The organism is Bacillus sp. MC1252, assembly GCF_056838025.1.
On sequence record NZ_CM166369.1, the window covers coordinates 289,973 to 315,401 of the forward strand.

Here is a 25,429-nt window from a genome sequence, read left to right on the forward strand (position 1 = left end):
TCTTTGAACGAATACAGGGGGGGTTGTGTTTTTCTTTTTTTCAAAATGGGTAACCATTGTGTATCAACAAGGTGAAGCGCGTGATTGGAGGAAATGAAGATGTATCAAGATTTAAAAGGGAAAACAGCCATTGTCACAGGTTCCTCAAAAGGAATTGGACAAGCCATCGCATTGCGGTTTGGACAAGAGCAAATGAATGTGGTTGTGAACTATAAAGGCGATGAAGATGGAGCTGAAGAGACAGTACAAGCCATTCAGCAGCATGGAGGTCAAGCGGTGAAAGTACATGCCGATGTCTCCAAAGAGGAAGGGATTCAAGCCATAATGGATACGGCACTGGATCATTTCAGTACAGTGGATGTGTTCGTCAATAATTCAGGTTTTAACGGCGAAGAAGCGATGCCGCATGAGATGACACTGGACCAATGGCAAAAAGTTATTGATGTGAATATCACAGGCTCATTTTTAGGAGCAAAGGCTGCAATCTCCTATATGATGGAGCATGACATCAAAGGATCGGTTTTAAATATATCCAGCGTACATCAGGAGATTCCGCGCCCGTTCAATGTTCATTATTCCACTTCAAAAGGCGGAATGAATATGTTGACGAAGACGCTGGCTCTTGATTATGCTGAAGCGGGTATTCGGGTCAATGCGATTGCACCAGGTACAATGGCAACCGAATCGAATGATGATTTGCAGGATGAACAGAAAAAACAAAAGCAGCTCGAGAAGATTCCGATGAGGGCCTTTGGTGATCCGAAGGAGATTGGGTCCGCCGCTGCTTTCCTCGTATCCAAAGAAGCTGCCTATATCACAGGCACCACATTATTTGTGGATGGAGGAATGACGCTTTATCCTCCTCAAATGAATGATTAATAGAAAAACATCCGTCCGATTAGCCGGCGGATGTTTTTTGTTCGTAGCGGTGTGCTGCTTTGGCTGGTTTGCCGAGCAGCATAGGATACTTGCTCAGGAAGGAAATGCATGGCACCATGAGCAGCAATGTGCCGATCGTATAAAAGAGTGTCCAAGAGAGCTGCGCTGTATCAGAAATATTGATGCCAAGTCCATAATAAACAAATGCTTTCATGATATCGATGCCGGCAAACTGCAAGACGAGAATGACAATGGAATTTCGTCCGAGATACGTCAAAATAGGGGATGTTTTCAATTTGAAGCTTAAATAAATAACAGCAGCTGAACCGAGCAGTGCACATACATAGAAAATGAATAGATCGCCATAGTCGTTAACGCGCATATCGATCCGAGAATTATAGCTTTGCATGTAAGCCGTCAGCACAAGCAGACCAGTGCATAGCAGAAGAGTTGGATCTGTTTTTAATTCCACAAACCATTGCTTTGCCAAAAATCCAATCGAATAAAACACAACAGCCGTCAAGGCAACATTGGCATTCCAAGGAAGACTTTGATCTAAAAGAAAAGTAGAAGCATATCCAGCACCCCCGCAAAGAACAGTCAGTAAAATCAAGGCGGCGGGTTTTCCTTTTGTCAGGCGGTGCATAAAGAAAAATAAGATTTCCACTAAAAAGAGTGTCGTTAAAAACCAGATCGCTGGGTTATGTGTCAGCCTTGCTTCATCTGCATTGGATATGAAAATACCTGTAAATGGAACGAAGGGATCAATATCCGTTTGCCCCTTGAATGCGAAAAAACGGGTAACGGAGAACCAGAAAACATACGTAATGATGGAGAAATAGAGATACGGTAAGAGTAAGCTTTTGGCTTTCTTCTGAATAAATGACAGAGCAGGGCGTGAGGATGATCTAAACATCATGCCAGATAGTAAAAAGAAAAGCGGCATATGAAAAGAGTAAATGAATTGCTTTAACGAATCTGGAATGGGCACATGCGCCATGACCACCAGCAGAATGCCGATTCCTTTTGCTGCATCTACCCAATCGAGTCTTTTTTTCATTTCCTATCATCTCCTTCCCTCTCAGCATCGTAAACCGTTCATTCAATCTGTACCTCTACTATATAAAAGGTACACCTTTCATGCGTTTACAGTTCGCTAACGATTAGAAGACACATTTGCGATCAGATGACAGACGGAAGGATTTTGACATCTCTATGTTACAATTCCCATTTTTTATGACAATGTAAAAAAGAAGCCAAGAGGATTGGCTTCAAAATAGTTGTGCTATTCGCTTGAAGGAGCGCTGTTTTTCTAGTGGATCAAATGAATTGTTCAAAATCATGATCTCATCCGTTTGATAGCGATCCATTAAGATTTGTAATTGCTCTTTCACTGTTTGCTTCGAGCCAACAATCATTCGCCGGCGGTTTTGTAACACTTTTTTCTTTTCCTGTGCGGTGTAGTGATATTCAGCTGCTTCTTCTAAAGAAGGAACGCGGCTATCGAGTCCCTTTTCAACACGAAGCAGCCATAAATCTGTACTCCTGGCGATCCGGTCGGCCTCCTCATCTGTTTCACTGCAGATCACAAAGACAGCAAACATAGATTGAGGCTGGCTGGAAAAAACAGACGGAGAAAAGTGTGACCGATACGTCTCAAATGCTTGCTTGCCGCGCGCAGGGTGGATAAAGTGGCCAAAAATATAGTTGATGCCAAGCTCCGCAGCCTGCTTTGCACTATTTTCTCCTAGTCCAAGCAGCCAAACCGGCGGATGAGAATCAACAAGCGGAGCCGCTTTTACCCCTGCATGCGGATGACCGGAAGGCAGACTGTCTGATAAGTAAAAAAGCAGATCCTTCAGCTGGCGGTCAAACTGAGACAGATCTTTATTCACGCCGTCCGTCAAAGCGAGTCTCGTCCTTTCAATCCCGCCTGGAGATTTGCCGACACCAATCTCAATTCGTCCAGGATAAAGAGCTTCAAGCTGACGCGTGACCTCTGCTACTTTAAAAGGACTGTACTGCGGAAGTAAAATACCGCCAGACCCTGTACGCAAGGTCGATGTATGAGCCGCAATATGAGCCATTAATATTTCAGGCGCTGTACTAGCGAGCCCTCTTGTGCTGTGGTGTTCAGCGAACCAATAGCGCTCATACCCAAGTGTTTCTGCAAGCTGAGCCAGCTGCGTTGTGTGAATCAATGTCTCCTGCGCTGTCTGACCCTTAGGAATGGCGACTTGATCTAATATATGAAGTGATGGCATCATCAACATCCTTTCATCAACACGTTGAATGTTCTCTATTCACAAGTATAAAGAAATAGATGGATGGAAGGAAACGAAAGGGTTTATCCTCCATACGAATGCATTTATATTTTCTATATCAACATATGAAACCTTGCCCACACTTCCGTTCATCAGTAAAGACTGTTTACCGGGAGCATTCGACAATGTTTCACATGAAACACTTCGTTTACGACATGGATCTTTCTTTAAAAAAATATTATGTTGTTGAAACCTATCATGAACATAGATCGTATATACTAGTAAATAGAAAAAAGAGTAAGAGGCTCCAATGTCATTTCATGAATTTTGTCGAATTTTCATGTATGATGATTTTAATAGGGTCCATCGCTTAATAAATAGATTTTTATTATGCTTGAGGAGTGATTGATTTGGCGATTACATTAGAAAAAGGTCAACGTATTGATTTAACAAAAGGGAAAGCAGGACTAACGAATATTCTGGTTGGACTTGGCTGGGACCCTGTATCACAAGGCGGCGGTTTTTTAGGAAAGCTGTTTGGCGGCGGAGGCGGCGCTGATATTGATTGTGACGCTTCAGTACTGATGCTGAAAAATGATAAGTTTGTTGAAAATAAAGATTTGATTTATTTTGGCAACTTGAAAAGCAAATGCGGCAGTGTCGAGCATACAGGTGACAACCTGACAGGAGAAGGAGACGGAGATGATGAACAAGTCCTCGTCAACTTAAGCAAGGTGCCGGGCAATGTGAATAAATTGGTGTTTGTCGTGAACATCTATGATGCCCTTAGAAGAAACCAACACTTTGGTATGATTCAGAATGCTTACATTCGCATCGTTGATCGTTCAAACAATCAAGAATTAGTGAAATATAATTTGAAAGATGAGTATGCAGGAAAAACCTCATTAATCGTGGGAGAGCTTTATCGTCACGAGAATGATTGGAAGTTTGCGGCTGTTGGAAATGGTACAAATGATGCGAAGCTAGCCGATATTACGAGAAATTACATTTAACCAGAAGGGAGAGGTTCCTAGTGGGAATTTCTTTAGCGAAAGGTCAAAAAATTGATTTAACAAAAACGAATCCAGGTTTAACAAAAGTGGTAGTAGGTCTTGGCTGGGACGTAAATAAGTATGACGGCGGACAAGACTTTGATCTAGACGCAAGTGTATTCCTTTTAGATGCGGCAGGTAAAGCGAGCTCTCCATCTGACTTTGTCTTTTACAATCAAACAACTGGCGGAGGCGGCAGTGTCGTACATACTGGCGATAACCGCACTGGAGAAGGAGACGGAGATGACGAGCAGGTCAATGTCGACCTTTCAGCTGTGCCAGCGAGTGTTGAGAAGATTTCATTTGTCATTACGATTCATGATGCAGAAGCACGCAGTCAAAATTTCGGACAAGTGTCTAACGCATATGTACGTATTTTAAATGCGGCATCGAATGAAGAGCTCATTCGTTATGATTTGGCAGAGGACTTCTCAATAGAGACGGCCATTATTGTAGGTGAATTATACCGTCATGGCGGGGAATGGAAGTTCTCAGCTGTCGGATCGGGCTATCAAGGCGGACTTGCACGTATTGCAACGGACTTCGGCTTAGATATCGGGTAACGACTGGTTTTCATATTTTCAAAGACAGGAGAGAAACGAATATGGCGATTCAGCTTTCAAAAGGACAACGTGTCGATTTAACAAAAACCAACCCAGGGCTGACAAAAGTGATGATCGGACTTGGCTGGGATACGAATAAATATTCTGGCGGAGCCGAATTTGATTTGGACGCTTCGGCTTTCTTAGTGGATGCAAACAATCGTTGTCAGCAAGATACAGACTTTGTGTTCTATAATAATCTTCAGCATCCGAGCGGCAGTGTCACTCATACAGGTGATAACCGGACGGGTGAAGGAGATGGAGATGACGAGCAAATTCTCGTTGATTTCTCGAAAATTCCTGCTAACATTGATCGTATCGGAATTACAGTTACGATCCATGAAGCAGAGACGCGCAGCCAGAATTTTGGACAAGTCTCAAATGCATTTGTTCGTGTTGTAAATGAAGAGGGCGGGGAAGAATTGATTCGCTTTGATTTAGGGGAAGACTTCTCAATTGAAACAGCTGTCGTGGTGTGTGAATTGTACCGCCACGAAAGCGATTGGAAGTTTAACGCAATCGGAAGCGGATTCTCTGGCGGACTTGCAGCTCTTTGTCAAAATTATGGGTTAGAAGTGTAAATAAGAGAAACAAATCCATTCGAGAGGCGCTGCCAATGACTCATATAAGGGCCTTTTCCAAAGTGAGAAAGAAAACAGCGATCAAGAATAGCAGCAGGCGAAAGCCTGCTGATGCTTCTACACTTATAGGAGGAAAACCAGTTGGACATTTTGAAACATATGTTGGACACGTATGCCTCGTTTTTTGATTGGCATATGTGGGCAGAGGTATTATCAGACCCTGTCTCTTGGGGGCTCATCGGGACCCTTGTTGTGCTTGAAGGATTGTTATCAGCAGATAACGCACTTGTATTAGCGGTCATGGTGAAACATTTACCAGAAAAACAGCGTAAAAAGGCATTAACCTACGGATTAATTGGCGCTTATTTCTTCCGTTTTCTATTCATTGGCGTAGGGATGCTGCTGATTAAGTTCTGGTGGATTAAGGTTCTAGGAGCTGCATACTTAGCTTGGCTTGTCATTAAGCACTTCTGGTTAGGTGATGGAGATGACGAAGCGAAGGAATTGAAAAAAGAAGGCTGGATGATTCGTGTATTTGGTGTCTTCTGGGCAACCGTTATTTCTGTAGAAATTATGGACCTTGCCTTCTCGGTTGACAGTATCCTTGCTGCATTCGCTGTATCTGAGGAAGTATGGATTCTTCTATTAGGCGGAATGCTTGGCATTCTCATGATGCGTACAGTCGCACAGTTATTCCTTGTTCTCATTGACCGTATACCAGAGCTTGAGAATACAGCATTTATTCTCATTGGGATTATCGCAGCCAAAATGGCATTGAGTGCGGCTCATATTGAAATCCCGCATCTTGTATTTTTTGCGATTATTATCCTAGCCTTTATCGGAACGTTTATTGTTCATAAAATCAATAAGAAGAAACATCAAGATGTGACAAATGAAGCTGCGGCTTCAAAAGAAGAATAGGACGATCAAAAAGGAATGGAGTTGACTAGCGGCTCCATCCTTTTTTGAATCATCAAGTCATTTGTTCGATTTTCTCTAAACAACAGGAGGTGGCACAGCATGCGGTATTTTCGATTTTTATCAGAGGCGAGGCAGCACGATATTTTTTTCAAGCGGCCGGCGGCGATTCATTCAATGACGCCAAAGCATGTACTTGCGCATGCATTAGGTGCTACTTTGTATATGCCTGCGACAAGACAGGATGTAGCAGACATGCTGCTTTCGCAGAAATATGAAGCGCTTTGCTCTGTTGTGTTTTGTTTGGAGGATGCCATCGGTGATCAAGAAGTGGACATGGCCGAACAGAATGTAGTGGCACAATTGGCGAGTCTCAAGGAGAAATTAACTCATTTTCCTGAAACAGCTGAACATTTGCCGCTTTTATTTATTCGGGTGCGTTCGCCGAAGCAGCTGCTCAAAATGGCAGACTTGCTTGGTTCATCTCTTCATTTACTTACGGGTTTTGTGTTCCCGAAGTGTTCCGTTCATAATGCAAAGGCATATTTGGACAGCCTGAAACGGGCTTCGGCACAAACGAAGACGAAACTTTATGGAATGCCCATTTTGGAAACACCCGATTTATTAGAAAAAGAAACAAGATATGCGGTGTTGTCCGAGTTGAAGCAGATCATGCTGGGTGACGAGGAATATATTTTGAATATTCGCATTGGGGCTACAGATCTTTGTGGGTTATATGGCATTCGCCGTGATCGTGAGACCACTATCTATGAGATCAGACTCATTGCTGATTTGATCACAGATATCATCAATTATTTTGGCCGTTCTTTTGTGATATCTGGTGCTGTATGGGAACATTTTGGCCCGGCACGAAAAGAACAGAAGCCATTCATCCGTGCGCTCTCTAAGGGCGTGGAGTCTTTTTCATCTGAGTTCGATCCTGTACAAGGCTTACTCAAGGAGACAAGGCTGGATGTGGCAAACGGCATACATGGAAAGACAGTGATTCATCCAACACATCTTAAGCCAGTTCAAAGCATGTACGTTGTGACAAAGGAAGAGTACATGGATGCATTAAGCATTTTGGAATATGCAGATGGCACAGTTGGCGTGATGAAGAGTGTATTCTCTAATAAGATGAATGAAACGAAGCCGCATTATCGTTGGGCAGAGCACATTTTAATTAAGTCAGACATTTACGGGGTGTTTCATGAAAATAGAAGCTATATCGACATACTCACAGAAGCAGAAGCTTCATACGCTGAACATCTTGGAACATATGGAGGTTGACCTTGACCTCAAAGAAGGTGCGCTTCAGCTGGAAAAAGAGCATCTTTTTGAAATGGCGGCAAGGGTGAATAAAAAACGAGCCTTTTTATTTGTTAGTAAGGTGCTCGGTAAACATATTCCCGTTCATCCAGTGAAGCCGCTCCTTGTCTCTGGTCTTTTGGCAATGGCTTATGCCAAAGAGCAAACGGGCAAGACGCCCCTGCATCAAGACCGTCTAGTAGAGTCACTCAAGACGGATGACCACGCGACGTTAACAGAAGCCTATGAAGCGCTCAAAAAAGAGAAGCTTTCGGCAGGCAAACAGCCTATCGTGATCGGTTTTGCTGAAACGGCAACAGCACTTGGTCATGGTGTGTTTGACGTGATAGAAGGAGCATCTTACATTCATACGACTCGTGAACAGCTGCTAGATTTTGATCCTGCATTGGTATTTGAAGAAGAGCATTCGCATGCAACAGATCAGCTTTGTTATGCAGACGAAGCATTACTTCGTACAGACCGCCCCATTGTGTTAGTAGATGATGAAGTCACGACAGGCCGCACAAATATCAACATCATTCGGGACCTTCATGCAAAGTACCCGCGGAATTCTTATACCATTCTTTCCATTTTGGATTGGCGGACAGAGGAGCACGAGGAAGCCATGCTTCAGCTTCAAGAAGAGCTTGGTATTCACATCACAGCATTGTCTTTATTAAGAGGACAGATGGTCTTTCGGGGCAAAACACTAGATGAGCCTGCTTATTCATATGAGATTACTGAGCAAGAGAATAGACCAGATCTCTCTTTTCATTCCCTTCAATCTTTCTTTAGGCAAGTTCCATATTCACTTTCTCATGCAACAAATTTGGCTGGTCATACGCCATATATACATGAAACAGGTCGTTTCGGTTTAAACGAAGCGGATACGGAAGCCATCGATCAAGCAGCTGCTGAGGCTGGGCTGAAACTAAAGAAGGAGCGGAAAGGGAAACTGACACTCTGTTTAGGAACAGGCGAGCTGATGTATGTGCCGATGAGACTTGCAGCACATATGGGGGATGGCGTTCTTTTTCATTCAACGACGAGAAGCCCGATCCATCCGGTCGAAAAGGATGGATATGCTGTTCAGAATGGGTTTGCGTTTATGAGTCCAGAGGATGCTCGAATTCAGCACTACGTGTACAACATACCAAAAGATCAATACGATGATGTATTTCTCTTTTTCGAGAAAAAGGTCTCTCAGGGGGCATTGCTTCCGCTTGTTCACTTATTTGCCGAGCGGCATGTGAAGCATGTGCATATTGTGACTTTATCAGACGAGGTGAAGGTGAATGGCTAATGTGTATACAAAAATGGGAAGCTATCCAGAGCAGGATGTAACCTTCTTACTCAAGGATTTATCATCAATTGAGATGGAGAAAAGTACAGAGGAGCGAGAACGTTCTATTCAGAGCGGTGCGCATTATTCAGAAATGCTGCCAATTGAATATAAACCAACGCCATCTTATATGACCTTATTCTATCAATCTCTAGAAGAAAGTAAGCAAAAGGTAGCAGAAGCAGTAGCGGTTGTGGCAGAACAAATTGTGAAAAAGCGAGGCTTCCAAACCGTACTTTGCAGCTTGGCGCGGGCTGGGACACCGATCGGGGTGCTTATCAAACGATATATTCGCAAGACGTATGGTCTCGATCTACCTCATTACAGCATCTCTATTATTCGAGACCGAGGAATAGACGAGAATGCGCTGCATTATATGCTCAAAGAACATCCAGGCTTTGAGATTGCCTTTATTGATGGCTGGACCGGAAAAGGTGCTATTTCCAAAGAGCTTCAAAAAGCTGTGATTGATTTTGAACATAAATATGAGATTCGTCTTTCTAGTGAGCTGGCTGTGCTGGCTGATCCTGGCTATTGTACCAATGTATACGGAACAAGGGAGGACTTCCTCATTCCAAGTGCCTGCCTGAATTCGACGGTGTCAGGGCTTGTTAGTCGAACGGTATTAAACAACCGCTGGATCAATGCCGATGATTTCCATGGAGCCAAATATTACGAAGAGCTGCTGGATGAGGACGTGTCCAATCTGTATGTGGATACGATTGAAGAAGCATTTTCTTGTCTCGGACCAAATGTAAAAGAAAAAGCAGAGACCATTCTCGCGCAAGGGACGCCTGCTGACTGGCGGGGGATGACATCTATTGAAGCAATCGGTCAGGAATTCGGAATTGAAAATACACATTTGATTAAGCCGGGTGTTGGTGAGACGACCCGTGTGCTGCTCAGAAGAATCCCTTGGAAAATCCTGATTCAGCCTGGGTCTCAGGAGAAGCTTAAGCATATTTTGCTTTTGGCAGAGGACAGAGGCGTTCCAGTCATTGAATATGCGAATATGTCTTACACGTGCTGCGGATTAATTCGCCCAATGGAGCAATCGTCATGAAGAAATGTGCGTTTGCCAGTGATTTAGACCGGACGCTGATATACTCACATCGAATGCTTGAACAGTATGCGTATGAGGGATCATATGATTTAGTTGAGGTATTGGATGAACGGCCGCTTTCCTATATGTCTGTTGAAACGAAAAAAACCTTACAGATGATTCATCAAACAGGCTGGTTCATCCCAGTGACGACAAGAACGACTGCACAATATGAACGGATCACCTTCTTTCAACAAGAGCTCAAACCGGAGTATGCCGTCACGACAAATGGCGGCTGTATCCTTCATCATGGCAAGCCGCTTGAGGATTGGCAGGTCATTGTTGATGAGAGACTCAGAGAGTGTATGCCAGTTAGAGATATGCTGCGGGCCATCTCTGAACTTCCGGTTGCCGCATGGGTCAAGCGCACCCGGACAGCAGAGGGAAGATTTCTTTATTTGATCATGAAGGACGAGCATCTTTCTCACATTCCGCTTGCTGAATTGAAGCTGTGGGGCGAGGAGAGAGGCTGGCAGGTTTCACTTCAGGGCCGGAAGCTCTATTTTATCCCACAGCCGCTCAATAAGTGGGCTGCTGTTGCTTTTCTAAAGGAAAGGCTACAGCTTGAATACGTATATGGTGCGGGCGATTCCTTGTTAGATGCAGATCTCATTCGTCAGGCGGATACGGGCTTTGCCCCAAGGCATGGGGAAGTTCTCGACTTTGACCCATCACTTGAGCCGACAGCAGCATCTGGCATGGCTGCGGCAGATGAAATCACCGCTTGTGTCATAAAGCAGATGACCACTGCAAAAAAGCCTTCAATTCGATAGCAGAAGTAGAAGGCTGAATGATATGATAGTAGTAGCTTTCGAGAAAATATAGGAGAAAGGAAGGAGCGGCGTGAGCTATAAAGAAATCAATGTTACCCATACACGGGCGGAGCAGGAAGCCTGGAAAAACGTGCTGAAAAAGCCGCTCCCTGAACGAGACGGCTATGTAAAGGACGAGCATACGTTATCCTTGCCGCATCTCGCCGCCCGGGTCCTTGGAACTCCGCATGATGCAACCGATTATTTTATTTATTTACATGAATTATATGAAACAGACGGCATGCATATTTTAAGTGAATCACTTAATCGTCATATTGAGCCGGAGCATTTTCAAGCTCTTCAACGAATTCATTTGATTAACCAAGAAGAAAAGGGATTGTCCGTGAATCGCTTTGTGGCTTTTTTAGATGGCGAACAGCTGATTGTACGCCATCCAAACCCTGTAATGAACCGGCATATCCGCCTTTCATTGATCAAGGTGTTTGAGCATTTCAAGCAGCTGCATGAGGGCGGATTTCAGCATCCCGATTTCCGCCGCGTCCTACTAGATGTGGTGAAGTTTTCAAATAACCATCTAGGACCATGGCTGAAGGAAGTAAATGTAGAAGAAAAAATGCCGGCAGTCATTTGGTATGGAGAGGCGAATAAAAGTCAGCTTTATTTTCTTTACTATGTCATGCTGATTGGCTGTGATGTTGTGCTATTTCATCCGGAAGGCAAGGATCCGTTCCGCGAATTAGATCCAGAAGAAAAGCTGACTTTTATTGATCAGTATCCGGGGACTTCAAAGCTTGAGCCGTTCCCCACTGAAAAGCCTGAGAGAAAATCAACGGTGGCGTACCGCTCGACAAGAGAGCTTGAAGAGGTGCTTCACACAGAAGATTCAATGCTGTATAAGCCGTGGCAATTCAGAGATCATACACCTCATTCCATTACGTTAAAGACAACGTATGACGAGCTGTTTTTAATTGCGAAAGAACGATCTTTTATCCGCCCTAATTTCAAAGCAGACCGGGACACAATACAGATTCCGAATCTTTTTGCGAAAATGATGGGGGTCACGCGAGACAAGCGTGAATACTGGGACCGTATCCACACATTAATGGAGGGGAAAGAGACGAAGATCATTCGCCATTTCCCTTTTACGAAAGAAGTGTCTTCGAATTATCAATTTCATTATCAGCATGCACTTTCTCCTGTGGGAGAGATTGATCCTGAATTATTAATGAAAAGCAATGTGTGGCAGTTTTCTCATTTATATGAGGGCACGCAGCGTGCGATGGCAGAGGCGATATCTCGAATCTGTCAGCATCCGAAGCTAATAAAAGAAGGCCAAGAGACCGAATTAGATATTCGTATTTATTTATTCAAGCAGGTTCTGCATATTAGCCAGGATCTCATTGAACTCATTCAAACCTTTGATTATGCACAAACCGTACCGAAAGTGATTTTATACCATACGGAATACAATGGTGAGCTGACTCGTTCTGATGCGGCTGCCCTGATTTTTCTGAATGAAATGGGTGTGGATCTCTTCGTGTATCATCCGGCGGGATATCAGTGTATAGAGCGGTATATAGATGACCAATTATTTGATATACATTGGCTCGATGAAATGGTCATGAACCAGGAGTTTAAAGAGCCGTCCATCGTCAGAAAGTTATTTCAATCCATTAAAAACCGATAAGGAGATCAAAGCTTATGACAAATACAAACGGAAATGACATCATTTCAATTGATAAAGAGGAAATCACCATTGAGAAGGCAGACGACATTCGCGTTCAGCTTCGAAATGAACCAGAAGTGCAGAACATTGCGAGACAGATTGATGCGAAAAATCAGCTGGATCTGCTTGAATACGGAAAGCAGCCTGCTGTCGAAATCTCTAAGTTTTCTGATCGTATCCTTTCCATGATGCGTTCAACAAGCGTCACAGACTCAGGAACGATGCTCACGCAGCTTGGAAAGATTATGGATCGTTTTGATAAAAATGATTTTGACGAACCAAAGGGTGGTTTATTGTCAAAAATCTTTAAGCGCGGCGGCAGCATGATCGAAAAGATTTTCAGTAAATATCAAACACTCGGTGCAGAAATTGAAAAAATCAATGTGGAAATCAGTAAATATAAAGACGAAATGACCAAATCGACCGTGACGCTTGAAGAAATGTATGAGCATAACATTCAATACTATATGGAGCTTGAAAAATATGTCGTAGCAGGTCAAATGAAAATCGAAGAATTAAAGCAATTGGTTCCATCTTATGAAGAAAAAGCGGCTGGTGGGAACCAGCTGGCACAAATGGAGCTTGATACGCTTCGTAATGGCATTCAAGCGCTGGAAGAGCGTGTATATGACCTTGATATGGCACGGATGGTGGCTCTTCAAACGGCACCGCAAATCCGTTTGCTGCAGCGTGGTAATACGAAATTGATCGGGAAAATCAACTCTGCCTTCATCATCACCATTCCAATTTTCAAAAATGGAATCATTCAAGCTGTCACAGCGAAGAGACAAAAGCTTGTGGCTGATTCAATGAGTGAGCTGGATAGAAGAACAAATGAAATGCTGAAGCGAAATGCTGAAAATATCTCTAGTCAAAGTGTTGAGATTGCCAAGTTATCCGGACGGCCGAGTATCGACATTGAAACGATCGAATCCTCCTTTAATACGATTGTACAGGGGATGAAAGAGACGAAGCAGATCGAAGAGGAAAACAAACGATTACGCGAAGATGGAACAAAACGAATGCTCGAGCTTCAAGATAATATTAAGCGGGCTGCCCTAGAGTCCTAAAAAAACGAGCTGCCTGTAACAAAAGTTGCAGGCAGTTTTTTATAAATTTTATTAAAATTTGAATGAAAAAGGTTTTTATGTGACCATTTTCGGGTAAATCCTGTTCAGGGGAAAGATTCACCCATCAATGAAAAGTCCGGTGTCATGAGCATTCGACTTATTTTTTAGCACAATTAGGAATTTACAGTAAAATATTGTCTGATGAGAGAAAATACCCCGTAAAATATGTAGTTTTTGAAGCATTCTATAGGATTTAAGAGTAAAACGGCGTATGGTCTCTAATCACCAGACCTCTATATGGAATTCATACATATTGTGCGGAAATAAGCGAATTCTAAAGATTGTTCGCATCATAACGCTTATGTTACGGTTATAAAGATGCTAATTTGGAGGGAAAAAATGAATTCTGAAGAGAGAAATATCAAGATCAAGATAAATAATGTATCTAAAATTTTCGGTAAAAATGCTAAAAAAGCATCTCAAATGCTTGAACAAGGGAAAACAAAAAGAGATATCCTAAAAGAGACTGGCGCAACAGTTGGTGTCAATCGAGCAAATTTTGATGTTTATGACGGCGAGATATTTGTCATCATGGGGCTATCAGGGAGCGGAAAGTCCACACTTGTGCGGCTGCTAAATAGGTTAATCGAACCAACCTCCGGAGAAATATATATTGATGGGGATATGATAACAAATATGTCAAAGGATCAATTGCGTGAAGTGAGACGAAAAAAGATGAGCATGGTCTTCCAAAACTTCGCATTGTTCCCGCATCGTACAATTCTGGAGAACACAGAATACGGACTTGAATTGCAAGGTGTAGAAAAAGAAAAACGAAAGCAAAAAGCAATGGATGCACTCAAGCTTGTAGGTCTTGAAGGGTTTGAGGATCAGTATCCAAACCAATTAAGTGGAGGAATGCAGCAACGTGTCGGACTAGCTCGGGCACTTGCAAATGATCCAGACATTTTATTAATGGATGAAGCATTCAGTGCGCTTGATCCACTTATTAGAAAGGACATGCAAGACGAGTTATTAGACCTGCATAGTTCGGTCGGCAAAACAATTGTTTTTATTACACATGATTTAGATGAAGCTCTTAGAATTGGTGATCGTATTGTATTAATGAAGGACGGTAACATTGTACAAATTGGTACACCAGAAGAGATATTAATGAATCCTTCAAACGAATATGTAGAGCGATTTGTTGAGGATGTAGATTTGTCTAAAGTGTTGACAGCTGGGAATATTATGAAAAGAGCTGAAACGGTTCAGATTGATAAGGGGCCAAGAGTTGCTCTAACCTTAATGAAAAACTTGGGTATATCTTCGATTTATGCTGTTGATAAACAAAATCGCCTGTTGGGGGTCATTTCTGCTGAAGAGGCGCAGCGTGCAACGGAAAATCAACTGACTTTAAAAGATGTGATCCATCAAAATATGAAAACCATTCACCAAGATACGGTTTTAACCGATCTTTTTGAACTTGTTTCGGAATCCAATATCCCAATTGCTGTAGTAGACGATAAAAACCGTATGAAGGGTATCGTTGTGAAAGGAGCACTCATTGGAGCGCTTGCAGGAAACGATCAATACATTAATTTAATTCATACACAGGAGGTGAACTAAATGCTATCTTTATCATCACTTCCTAGAATCCCTTTAGCAGATTGGATTGATCAATTTATTGATTGGTTAACTGCGACTTTTGGCGGTATATTTGATGGTATTGCTAATGGTTTAGCTGCATTTGTTCAAATGATTACAGATGGTTTAGGATTTGTTCCACCCATCATTTTGACGATTATTTTTGCTGGTATTACGTGGTTTATTAGTAAAAGAGGAATTGCTATCTTTGCTTTAGTTGGTTTCTTTATTATTGATTATCTAGGCTATTGGAGTGCCATGTTACAGACATTATCCTTGGTCTTAACATCTGTTATCATTTCGATTATTATCGGTATTCCAATTGGTATTTGGGCTTCACAGAAAAATACAGTTAGGCAGATTGTTACACCTATTTTAGACTTAATGCAGACAATGCCTGCTTTTGTTTATCTGTTACCTGCTATTTTCTTCTTTAATATTGGGGTAGTACCTGGAGTTGTAGCTTCTGTTATTTTTGCGATGCCTCCAACGATTAGAATGACGATATTAGGTATCCAACAAGTTCCGGCCACTTTAATTGAAGCGACTGAGGCATTTGGTTCGACAACGAGTCAACGATTAATTAAAGTACAGCTGCCACTTGCGACAAAGACCATTATGGCAGGGATTAACCAAAGCATTATGTTAGCCTTATCTATGGTTGTCATTGCATCAATGGTTGGTGCGCCTGGATTAGGTGAAGAAGTATACCGAGCTGTGACTCAATTGAAAACAGGAACTGGTGTAGAGGCAGGGATTGCCATCGTTATTTTGGCTATTGTTCTTGACCGAATTACACAAAATATAAAAACCAAAAAAACTAGGGGGGACGTTTAATGTTTAAGAAAATTGTAGGGATAAGTGCGGCGGCGATTTTGACTTTGGGATTAGCTGCTTGTGGTAGTGCAACAAATAATAAAGATGCAACAGTTGGAGAACAGGTGAAGTATAAAATTACTGGAATTGACCCAGGTGCGGGAATTATGGAAGCTGCAGATAATGCTTTAAAGGATTACGATTTATCTAAGTGGTCAGTGACTTCAGGATCTAGTTCTTCTATGACAGCGTCTTTAAAGAAAGCTTATGATAAAAAAGAACCGATCATCATCACTGGATGGAATCCTCATTGGATGTTTTCTAAGTATGATTTGAAGTATTTAAAAGACCCTAAGGGTGTGTTTGGTGAAGCAGAAGAAATTCACACAATCACAAGGAAAGGTTTTGCAGAGGATCAACCTCAAGCAAATCAATTACTTAGTCAGTTTAACTGGTCTGAAGATGACATGGGAGAAGTCATGCTTGCGATCCAAGAAGGGAAAAAGCCAAAGGATGCGGCTGCGGACTTTGTGAAGAAGCATAAGGATTTAGTAAGTAAATGGACTAAAGGTGTAGATAAGGTAAATGGAGAAAAAATGAAACTTGTCTACGTTGCTTGGGATAGTGAAATTGCTAGTACAAATGTGGTAGGAAAAGTGTTAGAGGATTTAGGTTATAACGTAACATTGACTCAAGTTGAAGCTGGTCCAATGTGGACAGCGATTGCTGATGGAAGCGCAGATGCTTCACTTGCAGCATGGTTGCCACAAACACATAAAGTATACGCAGAGAAATTTAAAGGCAAATATGAAGATGTGGGAACAAGTATGAAAGGTGTTAAAATTGGTCTAGTTGTTCCGACATATATGAAGAACGTGAATTCCATTGAGGATTTGAAAAAATAGCCAATTATGTAACGGTTCCCTTATAATAGAAGGGAGCTATGGAAAAAGCAGTCTGCTCAAAAAGCGGCTGCTTTTTTCTTATACATAAGGATGGTGGACGAGTTGTCGATGATGGATAAGCCAATCATGATTTTCCTGCATGGTGGAGGAGTAAGCAGCTGGATGTGGCAGGAACAGATTGAAACATTTAAAGAAGTATATGATTGCTATACCCCTGATCTCATCGGTCATGGGACAAGAGCAAATGAACAGCCGTTTTCCATGCGAGAAAGCACCCGTGAGATCATCTCATGGATTGAGGAGCATGCGCACGGCCGTACAGTCATTCTCATTGGATTCTCTCTAGGTGCGCAGATTGCCGTTGATATGTTATCGAGAGAGCCAGACATCGTAGACATAGCCGTGATCAATAGCGCCCTTGTGATGCCGTTGCCTTGGCTCTATTTGATGGTGAAGCCTATTTTACCTCTTACGTACCCGTTATTAAAGAAAGATTGGTTTATCCAGCATCAAGCTGAAAAGATGGGGATTCCAAAGCATGTACTGGAACATTATGCGGCTGATTCGAAACATTTGCAAAAGGAAATTCTTCTTACAATGTTTCAAGAAAACCTTCATTACAAGCTGCCAGACACGTTTCAGCAAGCAAAAGCACGGATTCTTGTGACAGTAGGAGAAAAGGAAAGAGGCATCATGAAACGGTCAGCGAAAAAAATCACGAATGCACACCCAAAGGCAGAAGGATTCATCGTTCCAGCCATTGGACATACGTTTACTTTTGAAAAGAAAGACCTCTTTACCGAAATGATCAAATGCTTTGTAGAGGCGCGTGAGTTACCAGCTGAATTAATAGAAATCAGGTAGTCATGCCATGATGAAGTGAAGACAGGCATAAAAGGGGCAGCCGTGTCTTAGAATTTGTATGATATAGATATAAACATGCTTACAGCTGAGCTGTTGCACGACTGGAAGCTCGTGAGCCATAGAAGGAGGAGCTAATGAGAAAAAACTATATCATTTTCGGTGCAAGTCAAGGATTAGGGGATGCTTTTGTGAAAGGTCTTCCTTCAAGTGGAGATACAGTTTGGATTGTGTCACGAAGTGAACCAAGCAGTTTGAACATAGATGACGGAGTACATAGAATTTGGCTGAAAATCGATTTATCAAGCCAAACACATATCCCTTTTATGCTCGAAGCATTGGGGAACAAGGCCATTGATGTCCTGATTTATAATGTGGGTTTATGGGAGAAACGAGGCTTTGAAGACGATTATTCTTTCAATGAGGATCAGCCAGAGGATATCGCTCATTTAATCAATGTGAATGTTACCTCAACCATTACCTACATCCAAGCATTGCTTCCGCACGTAAGGAAATCTGAGAGTGGAAAGATCATCGTGATTGGCTCTACTGCGGGACTCGACCATACGAACCTGCCGCAGGTTTCCTTTGTAGCGTCTAAATTTGGATTGCGCGGGATTGTGAATGCACTGAGAGAGCATGTGAGAAAAGATAAAATATCCGTGACCTGCATCAATCCAGGAGAGCTTGCGGCTGAGATTCCTTATGAAGATGGAGTAGAAAAAGCCATCACCCTATATGATGAAACAAGAATACCTGTGCAAGATATTGTGGAGCTTGCGAGATGCGTGATTCATTTATCAAGGGTATCTTGTGTGAAAGAAATCAACGTCCCAGCGATGACAGATTTGAATGCTTAAATGGTCGGAATAAAGTAGACCACCCGCTTTAAGAAAAGACGGGTGGCTTTTTTTATTTTACGATACATGCTGCTGAAGCGTTTTGTATACAGCCTCAGTCAAAATCTCAATGCCGGTAAAGATAGCAGAGCGGTCGAATGTCATATAAGGATGATGAAGCCCTGGTGTTAAATCACAGCCTAATCCGAGCATCGTGGATTTGATATGCGGAACTTCTGCTGCATAAAAATGAAAATCCTCTCCACCTGTCGTCACGATCGGCGGATCGAGCTGCTCTTTGCCTAAAACGTGTTCAATCGCATCAGACATGATCTGGACGGCATCCTCATTTAATGTCGCAGCTGGCAAACGATGATCTGTTGAAAGTGTAATAGAAGCGCCAAAGGCGTCCGCTACAGAATGACAAGCTCTTTCAATTTCCTTTTCTAGTTCATCCATCACTTCGTTTGTTTGTGCCCGAATATCTAGTGTAAAAGAAGCCTTACCAGGTATGATGTTTGAGCTGCCGCCGCCTGCATTCAGATTGGTCATTTTCACAGAATGCGCTACTCTTGGGTCGACATGTATATGCGCTAGTCTTTGCACGAGGGTAGCAGCGACTTCAATAACATTGATACCGAGGTGTGGGCGTGCACCGTGCGCTTCCTCTCCAATAATTGTTCCGATGTAATGATTACTTGACCCGTGTAAAATCGCTGGAGCGCAGCGTCCGTTTAGTGTTTCTTGAATTGGGCGCACGTGCACTCCGTATAAGTAATCGACATCTGATAACACACCTTTTTCAATCATCTTCAGAGCGCCTCCGCCTCTTTCTTCAGCTGGCTGAAAAATGAACCGGATCGTGCCGTTCGGTCGTTCTTTTTCCTTTAATGCCATGAAGGTGCCGAGGGCCATCGTCATGTGCGCATCGTGACCACATGAATGATTGGCTTGAAACACCCCATCTACTTCCTGCCAAAGTGCATCAATATCGGCTCTCACTGCGACCACTGGTGCGCCTTCTCCAATTTCACCGATCACCCCTGTACAGTCTTCAAATGTTCGTGTCTTGCAGCCCAGCTTCTTTAAAGTGTCTTCGATATAAGCGGTCGTATTCGTTTCTTCCCAGCTTATTTCTGGATGGGCATGCAGGTGCTCAAAGATGTCTGTCACGGTTTGTTTCATTTCGTTTGTCAAAGTTGTCATGAGAAGCCTCCTTGCTGACAGATAATCTGCCAAAACATTCTTTTAGTGAAATAATATTGATCTTAAATATCATTGATGTTTATAATATAACACATCATTTGATTATTCAGAAAATTAAGTTAAATTCTGATCGGGACAAAGGGGTTATGCCAGATGAAAACAGCGACAGTATCAGCACCTAAGAAGCAAAAACGAAAACTTCAAATGCCGGATGCGTATGTGCTCTTATTTATGATTGCACTGATTTGTACTATTGCAACGTATTTTGTACCAGCAGGTGAATTTGACCGAAAAACATCAGGAGATATCACAACAGCCGTTCCTGGCAGCTATCATCGCATTGATCAATCATCAGTGAGTGCGGTTGGCTTTTTCACAGCCATTCAAGAAGGAATGGTGGGGTCATCTTCTATTATTTTTCTGATTTTATTTACTGGCGGAACCATTGCGATCTTGGAACGGACAGGTGCAATTAACGGGATGATTCACCATGTCATCAGCCGGTTTCAAACAAAGCAGTTACTGTTCATTTGTATTGTCGGTGGCTTATTTTCTGTGCTTGGGACGACCGGAATTGTCGTGAACTCTGTCATTGGCTTTATTCCTATCGGCATCATTGTGGCACGATCTTTGAAGTGGGACGCTGTGGCGGGGGCGGCGGTCATTTACATCGGCTGTTATGCCGGCTTTAACGCAACGATTTTATCACCATCTCCACTAGGTTTATCTCAAACGATTGCAGAGCTGCCAATCTTTTCTGGAATTGGTCTTCGTGTCATTATTTATCTTTGCTTTCTGATTTCTAGTATTGTGTACATCTACTTATATACAAGGCGCCTGAAGAATAAAGAAAAGGGAAGCCTTCTTGGCGATCAATGGTTTCCTGCTAAGGGGCTTGGAGGAGCTGAAGCGGAATCAGTGGACAAGCCTGCCTTTACCAGCAGACATAAGCTGATTTTAGCGGTGTGTGGTTTGTCACTTGGGGGCTTTTTATATGGCGCGCTTCAGCTTGGCTGGACCGATAAGGAAATGGCGGGTGTGTTTATTTTTATGGCGATCGCTGCTGGACTGCTTGGCGGATTAGCAGCCAATGATATTGCGAAAACGTTTATTGTCGGCTGTCAAAGCCTTGTATACGGCGCACTTATTGTCGGGATGGCGCGCTGCATTTCAGTTATTCTAGAAAACGGTAAATTGCTTGATACAGTGGTCAATGGCTTGGCGAGTATGCTGACAGGATTTAGTCCAATTGCTGGTGCGATCGGGATGTATATGGCGAGTGCGCTCCTTCACTTTTTGATTTCATCAGGGTCAGGAGAAGCTGTTGTCTTTATTCCGATTCTTGCGCCGCTGGCTGATTTAATGGGCATCACGAGACAGGTAGCTGTAGAAGCTGTCATGCTCGGCGAAGGAGTAGTCAACTGTGTCAATCCTACTTCAGGTGTGTTGATGGCTGTGCTTGCTGCAAGTGGTATTCCTTATGTGAAGTGGCTGCGTTTTATGGTGCCGCTTGCGCTCATTTGGTTTGTCATCGGTCTTGTGTTTATTTGTATCGGAGTGATGATTAACTGGGGACCTTATTAAACATGTATGAAGCTGCTGAAGAGAGTTTGGCAGCTTTTTTTGTGGAAATATGTATGGAAACAGCGGTTTTAAAGCACAATAAGTGTGTTCACAAATTCGCTACATATTTTTTTGAGTAACCCCCTTGCAAAAGTTTGTGAAATATTGCACAATAAGTATGTGAAATACTTCACAAATAAACACAACCTAGTTTTACTCAGGAGGATGAGGAAACATGACAAACGAAAAAGTAAACAAAGTAGCACTTATTGGAGCAGGTTTCGTCGGCAGTAGTTATGCCTTTACATTAATAAATCAAGCGATCACAGATGAATTGGTTGTGATTGATCTGAATCAAGACAAAGCAATGGGTGACGTAATGGATTTAAACCACGGGAAAGCATTTGCCCCGCATCCTGTGAATACGTGGTATGGAGATTATGAGGATTGTAAGGATGCAGATATTGTGTGTATCTGTGCTGGAGTGAACCAAAAGCCAGGTGAAACGAGACTTGACCTTGTTGAGAAAAATTTAAATATCTTTAAAGGCATTGTAGACAATGTGATGAAAAGCGGATTCGATGGCATTTTCTTAGTTGCCACAAACCCTGTTGATATTTTGACATATGCCACTTGGAAATTCAGTGGACTTCCAAAAGAACGAGTGATTGGTAGTGGGACCACTCTTGATACCGCAAGATTTAGATACATGCTCAGTGAGTATTTTGAAGCAGCGGCACACAACGTGCATGCGTACATCATTGGAGAGCATGGTGATACAGAGCTTGCTGTTTGGAGTCATGCGAATATCGGGAGTGTACCGATTACAGAATTAATGAAGAGAAATGATCAATACAAACAAGAAGACTTAGATGAAATCATGGAAAATGTCCGTCACGCCGCATACCAAATTATTGAGAAAAAAGGTGCCACTTACTACGGCGTAGCGATGAGTTTAGCCCGCATCACAAGAGCGATCTTGCACAATGAAAACAGCATTTTGACTGTCAGCACTTATTTAGATGGAGAGTACGAAGCAGAAGATGTCTACATTGGTGTACCTGCCCTTGTGAACCGAAATGGTGCAACAGAAATTATGGAGCTTGCACTGGACGAGACGGAAAAAGAAAAGTTCGCACACAGTGTAAATGTGCTAAAAGAGATTTTGGCTCCTCATTTTTAATCAATCAAAGACAATCTATCTGAGCAGAAAAGGATGAATCACTATGTGGCAGCAAATATATGATCCGTTTGGTAATGAGTTCGTAAGTGCATTGGTGGCAATGCTTCCAATTTTATTTTTTCTATTTGCATTAACCGTATTTAAGTTAAAAGGTGTTTTAGCCGCTTGTTTTACCTTAATCGTCAGTTTTGTAACAGCTGTTTTCTTCTTTCATATGCCAGTTGAAAAGGCACTATCTGCTGTGCTGCTCGGTATATCTAATGGGCTGTGGCCGATTGGATATATCGTCATCATGGCCGTATGGCTCTATAAAATTGCTGTGAAATCTGGAAAATTTGATGTCATTCGTTCTAGTATTGCAGGAATATCTCAAGATCAACGTCTTCAGCTCTTATTAATTGGTTTTAGTTTTAACGCATTTTTAGAAGGAGCAGCTGGGTTTGGGGTACCGATAGCGATCAGTGCCGCCCTCTTAACAGAGCTTGGATTTAAACCACTCAAAGCCGCAATGCTCTGCTTAATTGCCAATGCTGCGTCTGGCGCATTTGGTGCAGTGGGCATCCCAGTCATTACAGGGGCGCAAATGGGCAATATGACGCCGCTCGCTTTATCTCAAACCCTTGTGTATACGATCCCATTTATTTCTTTCTGTATCCCGTTTCTACTCATTTTGATTGTAGACGGCTTCAAAGGGATTAAAGAAACGCTGCCAGCCTTGCTTGTTGTTAGTGGAAGTTATGCGATTTTGCAAGCTGTAACGATGGTGATGATGGGCCCTGAGCTTGCCAACATTATTTCAGCCTTAGCAAGTATGGGAATTTTGGCTTTATTTCTTCGAAAATGGCAGCCAAAACACATTTATCGTGAAGAAGGAGCACCAGCCATTGAACAGAAACAAACGTATCGCGGAGTTGAAGTCTTGAAAGCATGGTCTCCATTCTATATTTTAACTGCCGTTATTACTGTATGGAGTCTGCCAGCATTTAAAGCATTGTTTGCTGTGGGAGGACCACTCAACTGGACGACGATTTTAGTGAAAATGCCGTTTCTACATCAGCAAATTGTGAAATTACCACCAATTGCACAAACAGAAACCCCCATTGATGCGATCTTTAAAATTGATGTCATCAGTGCAACAGGTACTGCCATTTTCATTGCGGTCATGCTGACAGGATTGCTTAGTAAACATATTAAATTAACAGAAGGCGCTGCCTGCTTAAAAGCAGCGGTGAAGGAGCTGTGGGTACCTGTTCTCACCATTTGTTTTGTCATGGGTTTTGCAGGCTTGGCGAACTTTGCCGGACTGAGCTCTGCAATTGGACTTGCGCTTGCAAAAACAGGCGATTTGTTCCCGCTTGTCAGCCCAGTACTTGGCTGGATCGGTGTGTTTATTACGGGATCTGTCGTGAGTAACAACGCATTATTCGGTAACCTTCAAGCGGTCACTGCTTCTCAAATCGGCTCACAGGCAGGTTTGTTAATCGGTGCGAATACAACCGGTGGTGTCATGGCGAAGTTAATTTCTCCACAATCAATCGCCATCGCTACAGCAGCCGTTGGAGAAACAGGTAAAGAATCTGAGCTATTCCAAAAGACAGTGAAGTACAGTGTCATCCTGCTTGCCATCGTGTGTATATGGACGTTCATTCTTGCTCAATTTGTATAGGTTTTAAAAAAGACTGAGAGCCATATCAGTCTTTTTTTGTTTATGTAGATTCTCTTGTCACGAGCCGGGTAGGCAGCTGAATATGCTCACGCTCTAATGGTTTTTGGTTTTGCAGGAGCTGGATCATTTGCTGCACAGACCGCTGGCCAAGCTCTACGATCGGAATGTCGATGGTGGTGATCGTTGGAGCCGTTACCTCGCAAATGTCTTGGTTGTCATAGCCGATAACCGCTAGATCCTCGGGGATTTGATAACCATATGAAATGGCTTGTTTAATGAGCCCTGCTGCGACTTGATCATTGCCGGTAAAAATGGCATCAGGTGTATCCGGCATGTCATGGATCAAATCCATTAAGCGAAAGCCGTCTTCAATGGTAAAGGCCTCCCCAAACAGCCAATCTTCATTTAGCGGCAAACCGTGAGCAGAAAGCGCATCAAGATAGCCCTGTCTTCTTTGTTTCTGTGCCTCACTACTTTCTGTATCAAAGCAAAACCCAATCGATTTACGTCCTGACCGAATCAAATAGTCAACAGCTTTATAGGCGGCTTCGCGCTCATCGTATCCAATAATCGGGATGTCTGCTGTTTGATGATATTCATTCGCCATGACAATGGGGCCGTTTGCTAAAAACGGCTCGATCTTTTCCCACTTATTTTCTAATGCCCCTAAGATGACGCCATCTACTTCTTTTCTTTTTAATAATTGAAGCCCTTCGATCTCTAGGGATTCTTGGTAAAACGTCTGGAGCACGATAGCTTTATACCCTTGATCCAGTGCTTCCTTTGAAATGCCTTTAATCAATTGTGCAAAAAAAGGATGGTCCACAGCCGGGACAGACACAGCAATGGTCTTTGTCTGATGTGAACGAAGGGTGCGAGCCGCTGAACTCGGCGTATACTCCATTTCCTTCATCACCTGTAAAATGTGCTGCCGCTTTTCCTCTGACACATATGGATGATGATTCAGCACCCTAGAAACAGTAGTGGTTGAAACCCCGCAGCGCTTGGCAATTTCATAAATTGTACACATATTAACAAATCCTTTACACAAAGTTATTGTTCTGAAATCGATAACATCATTTACAATGTGAAACAAGTTAAATATTAACAAATGGAATTGATTAAT

At 42.7% G+C, this 25,429-nt stretch carries 23 protein-coding genes; 19 read left to right on the forward strand and 4 right to left on the reverse strand.

Annotation, left to right across the window (positions count from 1 at the left end):
- Positions 1 to 99 precede the first annotated feature (99 nt).
- Positions 100 to 879, forward strand: a complete 780-nt coding sequence (locus tag ACYH0L_RS01615) for a glucose 1-dehydrogenase (RefSeq protein WP_482354295.1) — start codon at positions 100 to 102, stop codon at positions 877 to 879.
- Between the two features lie 19 nt (positions 880 to 898).
- Here the strand turns inward: ACYH0L_RS01615 and ACYH0L_RS01620 are convergent, their stop codons facing one another.
- Positions 899 to 1,939: an acyltransferase family protein gene (locus tag ACYH0L_RS01620; RefSeq protein WP_410610142.1), complete on the reverse strand. Its 1,041-nt coding sequence runs from the start codon at positions 1,937 to 1,939 to the stop codon at positions 899 to 901.
- A gap of 211 nt (positions 1,940 to 2,150) precedes the next feature.
- A complete protein-coding gene (locus ACYH0L_RS01625) occupies positions 2,151 to 3,143 on the reverse strand; it encodes an LLM class flavin-dependent oxidoreductase (protein ID WP_249705174.1) in 993 nt (330 codons plus the stop codon).
- Between the two features lie 410 nt (positions 3,144 to 3,553).
- On the opposite strand from ACYH0L_RS01625, the gene ACYH0L_RS01630 reads away from it, so the two are divergent.
- From ACYH0L_RS01630 to ACYH0L_RS01700, 15 genes are all read left to right on the forward strand, one after another.
- Positions 3,554 to 4,156: a TerD family protein gene (locus ACYH0L_RS01630; protein ID WP_034320581.1), complete on the forward strand. Its 603-nt coding sequence runs from the start codon at positions 3,554 to 3,556 to the stop codon at positions 4,154 to 4,156.
- Between the two features lie 20 nt (positions 4,157 to 4,176).
- Positions 4,177 to 4,758 (forward strand): TerD family protein, encoded by a 582-nt coding sequence (locus ACYH0L_RS01635; protein WP_099726145.1) that lies wholly within the window; start codon positions 4,177 to 4,179, stop codon positions 4,756 to 4,758.
- A 41-nt stretch (positions 4,759 to 4,799) separates the two neighbouring features.
- Complete coding sequence (locus ACYH0L_RS01640) at positions 4,800 to 5,378, forward strand: TerD family protein (protein ID WP_482354296.1); 579 nt, start codon at positions 4,800 to 4,802, stop codon at positions 5,376 to 5,378.
- A 141-nt stretch (positions 5,379 to 5,519) separates the two neighbouring features.
- Entirely contained in the window at positions 5,520 to 6,299 is a 780-nt protein-coding gene (locus ACYH0L_RS01645; RefSeq protein WP_034320586.1) for a TerC family protein, read from the forward strand.
- Between the two features lie 99 nt (positions 6,300 to 6,398).
- Positions 6,399 to 7,586, forward strand: coding sequence for an HpcH/HpaI aldolase/citrate lyase family protein (locus ACYH0L_RS01650; protein WP_099726144.1), 1,188 nt, complete (start codon positions 6,399 to 6,401; stop codon positions 7,584 to 7,586).
- A complete protein-coding gene (locus tag ACYH0L_RS01655; RefSeq protein ID WP_327924667.1) occupies positions 7,576 to 8,907 on the forward strand; it encodes a phosphoribosyltransferase family protein in 1,332 nt (443 codons plus the stop codon). The genes ACYH0L_RS01650 and ACYH0L_RS01655 overlap by 11 nt, the downstream gene beginning before the upstream one ends.
- On the forward strand, positions 8,900 to 10,009 hold the full coding sequence (locus ACYH0L_RS01660; RefSeq protein ID WP_099726142.1) for a cysteine protease StiP family protein: 1,110 nt from the start codon (positions 8,900 to 8,902) through the stop codon (positions 10,007 to 10,009). Before ACYH0L_RS01655 ends, ACYH0L_RS01660 begins: the two co-directional genes overlap by 8 nt.
- Positions 10,006 to 10,821, forward strand: coding sequence for an HAD family hydrolase (locus ACYH0L_RS01665; RefSeq protein ID WP_230031239.1), 816 nt, complete (start codon positions 10,006 to 10,008; stop codon positions 10,819 to 10,821). Before ACYH0L_RS01660 ends, ACYH0L_RS01665 begins: the two co-directional genes overlap by 4 nt.
- 70 nt (positions 10,822 to 10,891) lie before the next feature.
- Positions 10,892 to 12,508 (forward strand): YceG family protein, encoded by a 1,617-nt coding sequence (locus ACYH0L_RS01670; protein ID WP_230031240.1) that lies wholly within the window; start codon positions 10,892 to 10,894, stop codon positions 12,506 to 12,508.
- Positions 12,509 to 12,522: 14 nt separating this feature from the next.
- A complete protein-coding gene (locus ACYH0L_RS01675) occupies positions 12,523 to 13,617 on the forward strand; it encodes a toxic anion resistance protein (protein ID WP_099726139.1) in 1,095 nt (364 codons plus the stop codon).
- 399 nt (positions 13,618 to 14,016) lie between these two features.
- Complete coding sequence (locus tag ACYH0L_RS01680; RefSeq protein WP_099726138.1) at positions 14,017 to 15,246, forward strand: quaternary amine ABC transporter ATP-binding protein; 1,230 nt, start codon at positions 14,017 to 14,019, stop codon at positions 15,244 to 15,246.
- On the forward strand, positions 15,247 to 16,101 hold the full coding sequence (gene opuAB, locus ACYH0L_RS01685; protein WP_099726137.1) for a glycine/proline betaine ABC transporter permease subunit OpuAB: 855 nt from the start codon (positions 15,247 to 15,249) through the stop codon (positions 16,099 to 16,101).
- Complete coding sequence (locus tag ACYH0L_RS01690) at positions 16,101 to 16,985, forward strand: glycine betaine ABC transporter substrate-binding protein (RefSeq protein WP_230031242.1); 885 nt, start codon at positions 16,101 to 16,103, stop codon at positions 16,983 to 16,985. Before opuAB ends, ACYH0L_RS01690 begins: the two co-directional genes overlap by 1 nt.
- A gap of 108 nt (positions 16,986 to 17,093) precedes the next feature.
- Positions 17,094 to 17,849: an alpha/beta fold hydrolase gene (locus ACYH0L_RS01695; protein WP_256499275.1), complete on the forward strand. Its 756-nt coding sequence runs from the start codon at positions 17,094 to 17,096 to the stop codon at positions 17,847 to 17,849.
- 134 nt (positions 17,850 to 17,983) lie between these two features.
- Positions 17,984 to 18,706 carry an SDR family NAD(P)-dependent oxidoreductase gene (locus ACYH0L_RS01700; protein WP_367308262.1) on the forward strand — a complete coding sequence of 241 codons (723 nt, stop codon included), beginning with the start codon at positions 17,984 to 17,986 and terminating at the stop codon, positions 18,704 to 18,706.
- A gap of 57 nt (positions 18,707 to 18,763) precedes the next feature.
- On the opposite strand, the gene ACYH0L_RS01705 is transcribed toward ACYH0L_RS01700, so the two are convergent.
- Positions 18,764 to 19,891: a M20 peptidase aminoacylase family protein gene (locus ACYH0L_RS01705; protein WP_099726133.1), complete on the reverse strand. Its 1,128-nt coding sequence runs from the start codon at positions 19,889 to 19,891 to the stop codon at positions 18,764 to 18,766.
- Positions 19,892 to 20,044: 153 nt separating this feature from the next.
- On the opposite strand from ACYH0L_RS01705, the gene ACYH0L_RS01710 reads away from it, so the two are divergent.
- From ACYH0L_RS01710 to ACYH0L_RS01720, 3 genes are all read left to right on the forward strand, one after another.
- Positions 20,045 to 21,475, forward strand: coding sequence for a YfcC family protein (locus ACYH0L_RS01710; protein ID WP_230031244.1), 1,431 nt, complete (start codon positions 20,045 to 20,047; stop codon positions 21,473 to 21,475).
- A 214-nt stretch (positions 21,476 to 21,689) separates the two neighbouring features.
- Positions 21,690 to 22,637 carry an L-lactate dehydrogenase gene (locus ACYH0L_RS01715; RefSeq protein WP_230031245.1) on the forward strand — a complete coding sequence of 316 codons (948 nt, stop codon included), beginning with the start codon at positions 21,690 to 21,692 and terminating at the stop codon, positions 22,635 to 22,637.
- 43 nt (positions 22,638 to 22,680) lie between these two features.
- A complete protein-coding gene (locus ACYH0L_RS01720; RefSeq protein WP_256499276.1) occupies positions 22,681 to 24,303 on the forward strand; it encodes an L-lactate permease in 1,623 nt (540 codons plus the stop codon).
- Positions 24,304 to 24,343: 40 nt separating this feature from the next.
- On the opposite strand, the gene ACYH0L_RS01725 is transcribed toward ACYH0L_RS01720, so the two are convergent.
- Positions 24,344 to 25,333, reverse strand: a complete 990-nt coding sequence (locus tag ACYH0L_RS01725; RefSeq protein WP_099726129.1) for a LacI family DNA-binding transcriptional regulator — start codon at positions 25,331 to 25,333, stop codon at positions 24,344 to 24,346.
- Between the last annotated feature and the right edge of the window lie 96 nt (positions 25,334 to 25,429).

Excerpts from the sequence above, each read along its gene's own strand:
- ACYH0L_RS01680 (WP_099726138.1), top strand. The coding sequence starts at position 14,017 with ATGAATTCTGAAGAGAGAAATATCAAGATCAAGATAAATAATGTATCT.
- ACYH0L_RS01710 (WP_230031244.1), top strand. The coding sequence starts at position 20,045 with ATGAAAACAGCGACAGTATCAGCACCTAAGAAGCAAAAACGAAAACTT.
- ACYH0L_RS01655 (WP_327924667.1), top strand. The coding sequence starts at position 7,576 with ATGGAGGTTGACCTTGACCTCAAAGAAGGTGCGCTTCAGCTGGAAAAA.
- ACYH0L_RS01700 (WP_367308262.1), top strand. The coding sequence starts at position 17,984 with ATGAGAAAAAACTATATCATTTTCGGTGCAAGTCAAGGATTAGGGGAT.
- ACYH0L_RS01715 (WP_230031245.1), top strand. The coding sequence starts at position 21,690 with ATGACAAACGAAAAAGTAAACAAAGTAGCACTTATTGGAGCAGGTTTC.
- opuAB (WP_099726137.1), top strand. The coding sequence starts at position 15,247 with ATGCTATCTTTATCATCACTTCCTAGAATCCCTTTAGCAGATTGGATT.
- ACYH0L_RS01615 (WP_482354295.1), top strand. The coding sequence starts at position 100 with ATGTATCAAGATTTAAAAGGGAAAACAGCCATTGTCACAGGTTCCTCA.
- ACYH0L_RS01625 (WP_249705174.1), bottom strand. The coding sequence starts at position 3,143 with ATGCCATCACTTCATATATTAGATCAAGTCGCCATTCCTAAGGGTCAG.
- ACYH0L_RS01705 (WP_099726133.1), bottom strand. The coding sequence starts at position 19,891 with ATGACAACTTTGACAAACGAAATGAAACAAACCGTGACAGACATCTTT.
- ACYH0L_RS01720 (WP_256499276.1), top strand. The coding sequence starts at position 22,681 with ATGTGGCAGCAAATATATGATCCGTTTGGTAATGAGTTCGTAAGTGCA.
- ACYH0L_RS01675 (WP_099726139.1), top strand. The coding sequence starts at position 12,523 with ATGACAAATACAAACGGAAATGACATCATTTCAATTGATAAAGAGGAA.
- ACYH0L_RS01650 (WP_099726144.1), top strand. The coding sequence starts at position 6,399 with ATGCGGTATTTTCGATTTTTATCAGAGGCGAGGCAGCACGATATTTTT.
- ACYH0L_RS01640 (WP_482354296.1), top strand. The coding sequence starts at position 4,800 with ATGGCGATTCAGCTTTCAAAAGGACAACGTGTCGATTTAACAAAAACC.
- ACYH0L_RS01665 (WP_230031239.1), top strand. The coding sequence starts at position 10,006 with ATGAAGAAATGTGCGTTTGCCAGTGATTTAGACCGGACGCTGATATAC.
- ACYH0L_RS01690 (WP_230031242.1), top strand. The coding sequence starts at position 16,101 with ATGTTTAAGAAAATTGTAGGGATAAGTGCGGCGGCGATTTTGACTTTG.
- ACYH0L_RS01725 (WP_099726129.1), bottom strand. The coding sequence starts at position 25,333 with ATGTGTACAATTTATGAAATTGCCAAGCGCTGCGGGGTTTCAACCACT.
- ACYH0L_RS01620 (WP_410610142.1), bottom strand. The coding sequence starts at position 1,939 with ATGAAAAAAAGACTCGATTGGGTAGATGCAGCAAAAGGAATCGGCATT.
- ACYH0L_RS01695 (WP_256499275.1), top strand. The coding sequence starts at position 17,094 with ATGATGGATAAGCCAATCATGATTTTCCTGCATGGTGGAGGAGTAAGC.
- ACYH0L_RS01660 (WP_099726142.1), top strand. The coding sequence starts at position 8,900 with ATGGCTAATGTGTATACAAAAATGGGAAGCTATCCAGAGCAGGATGTA.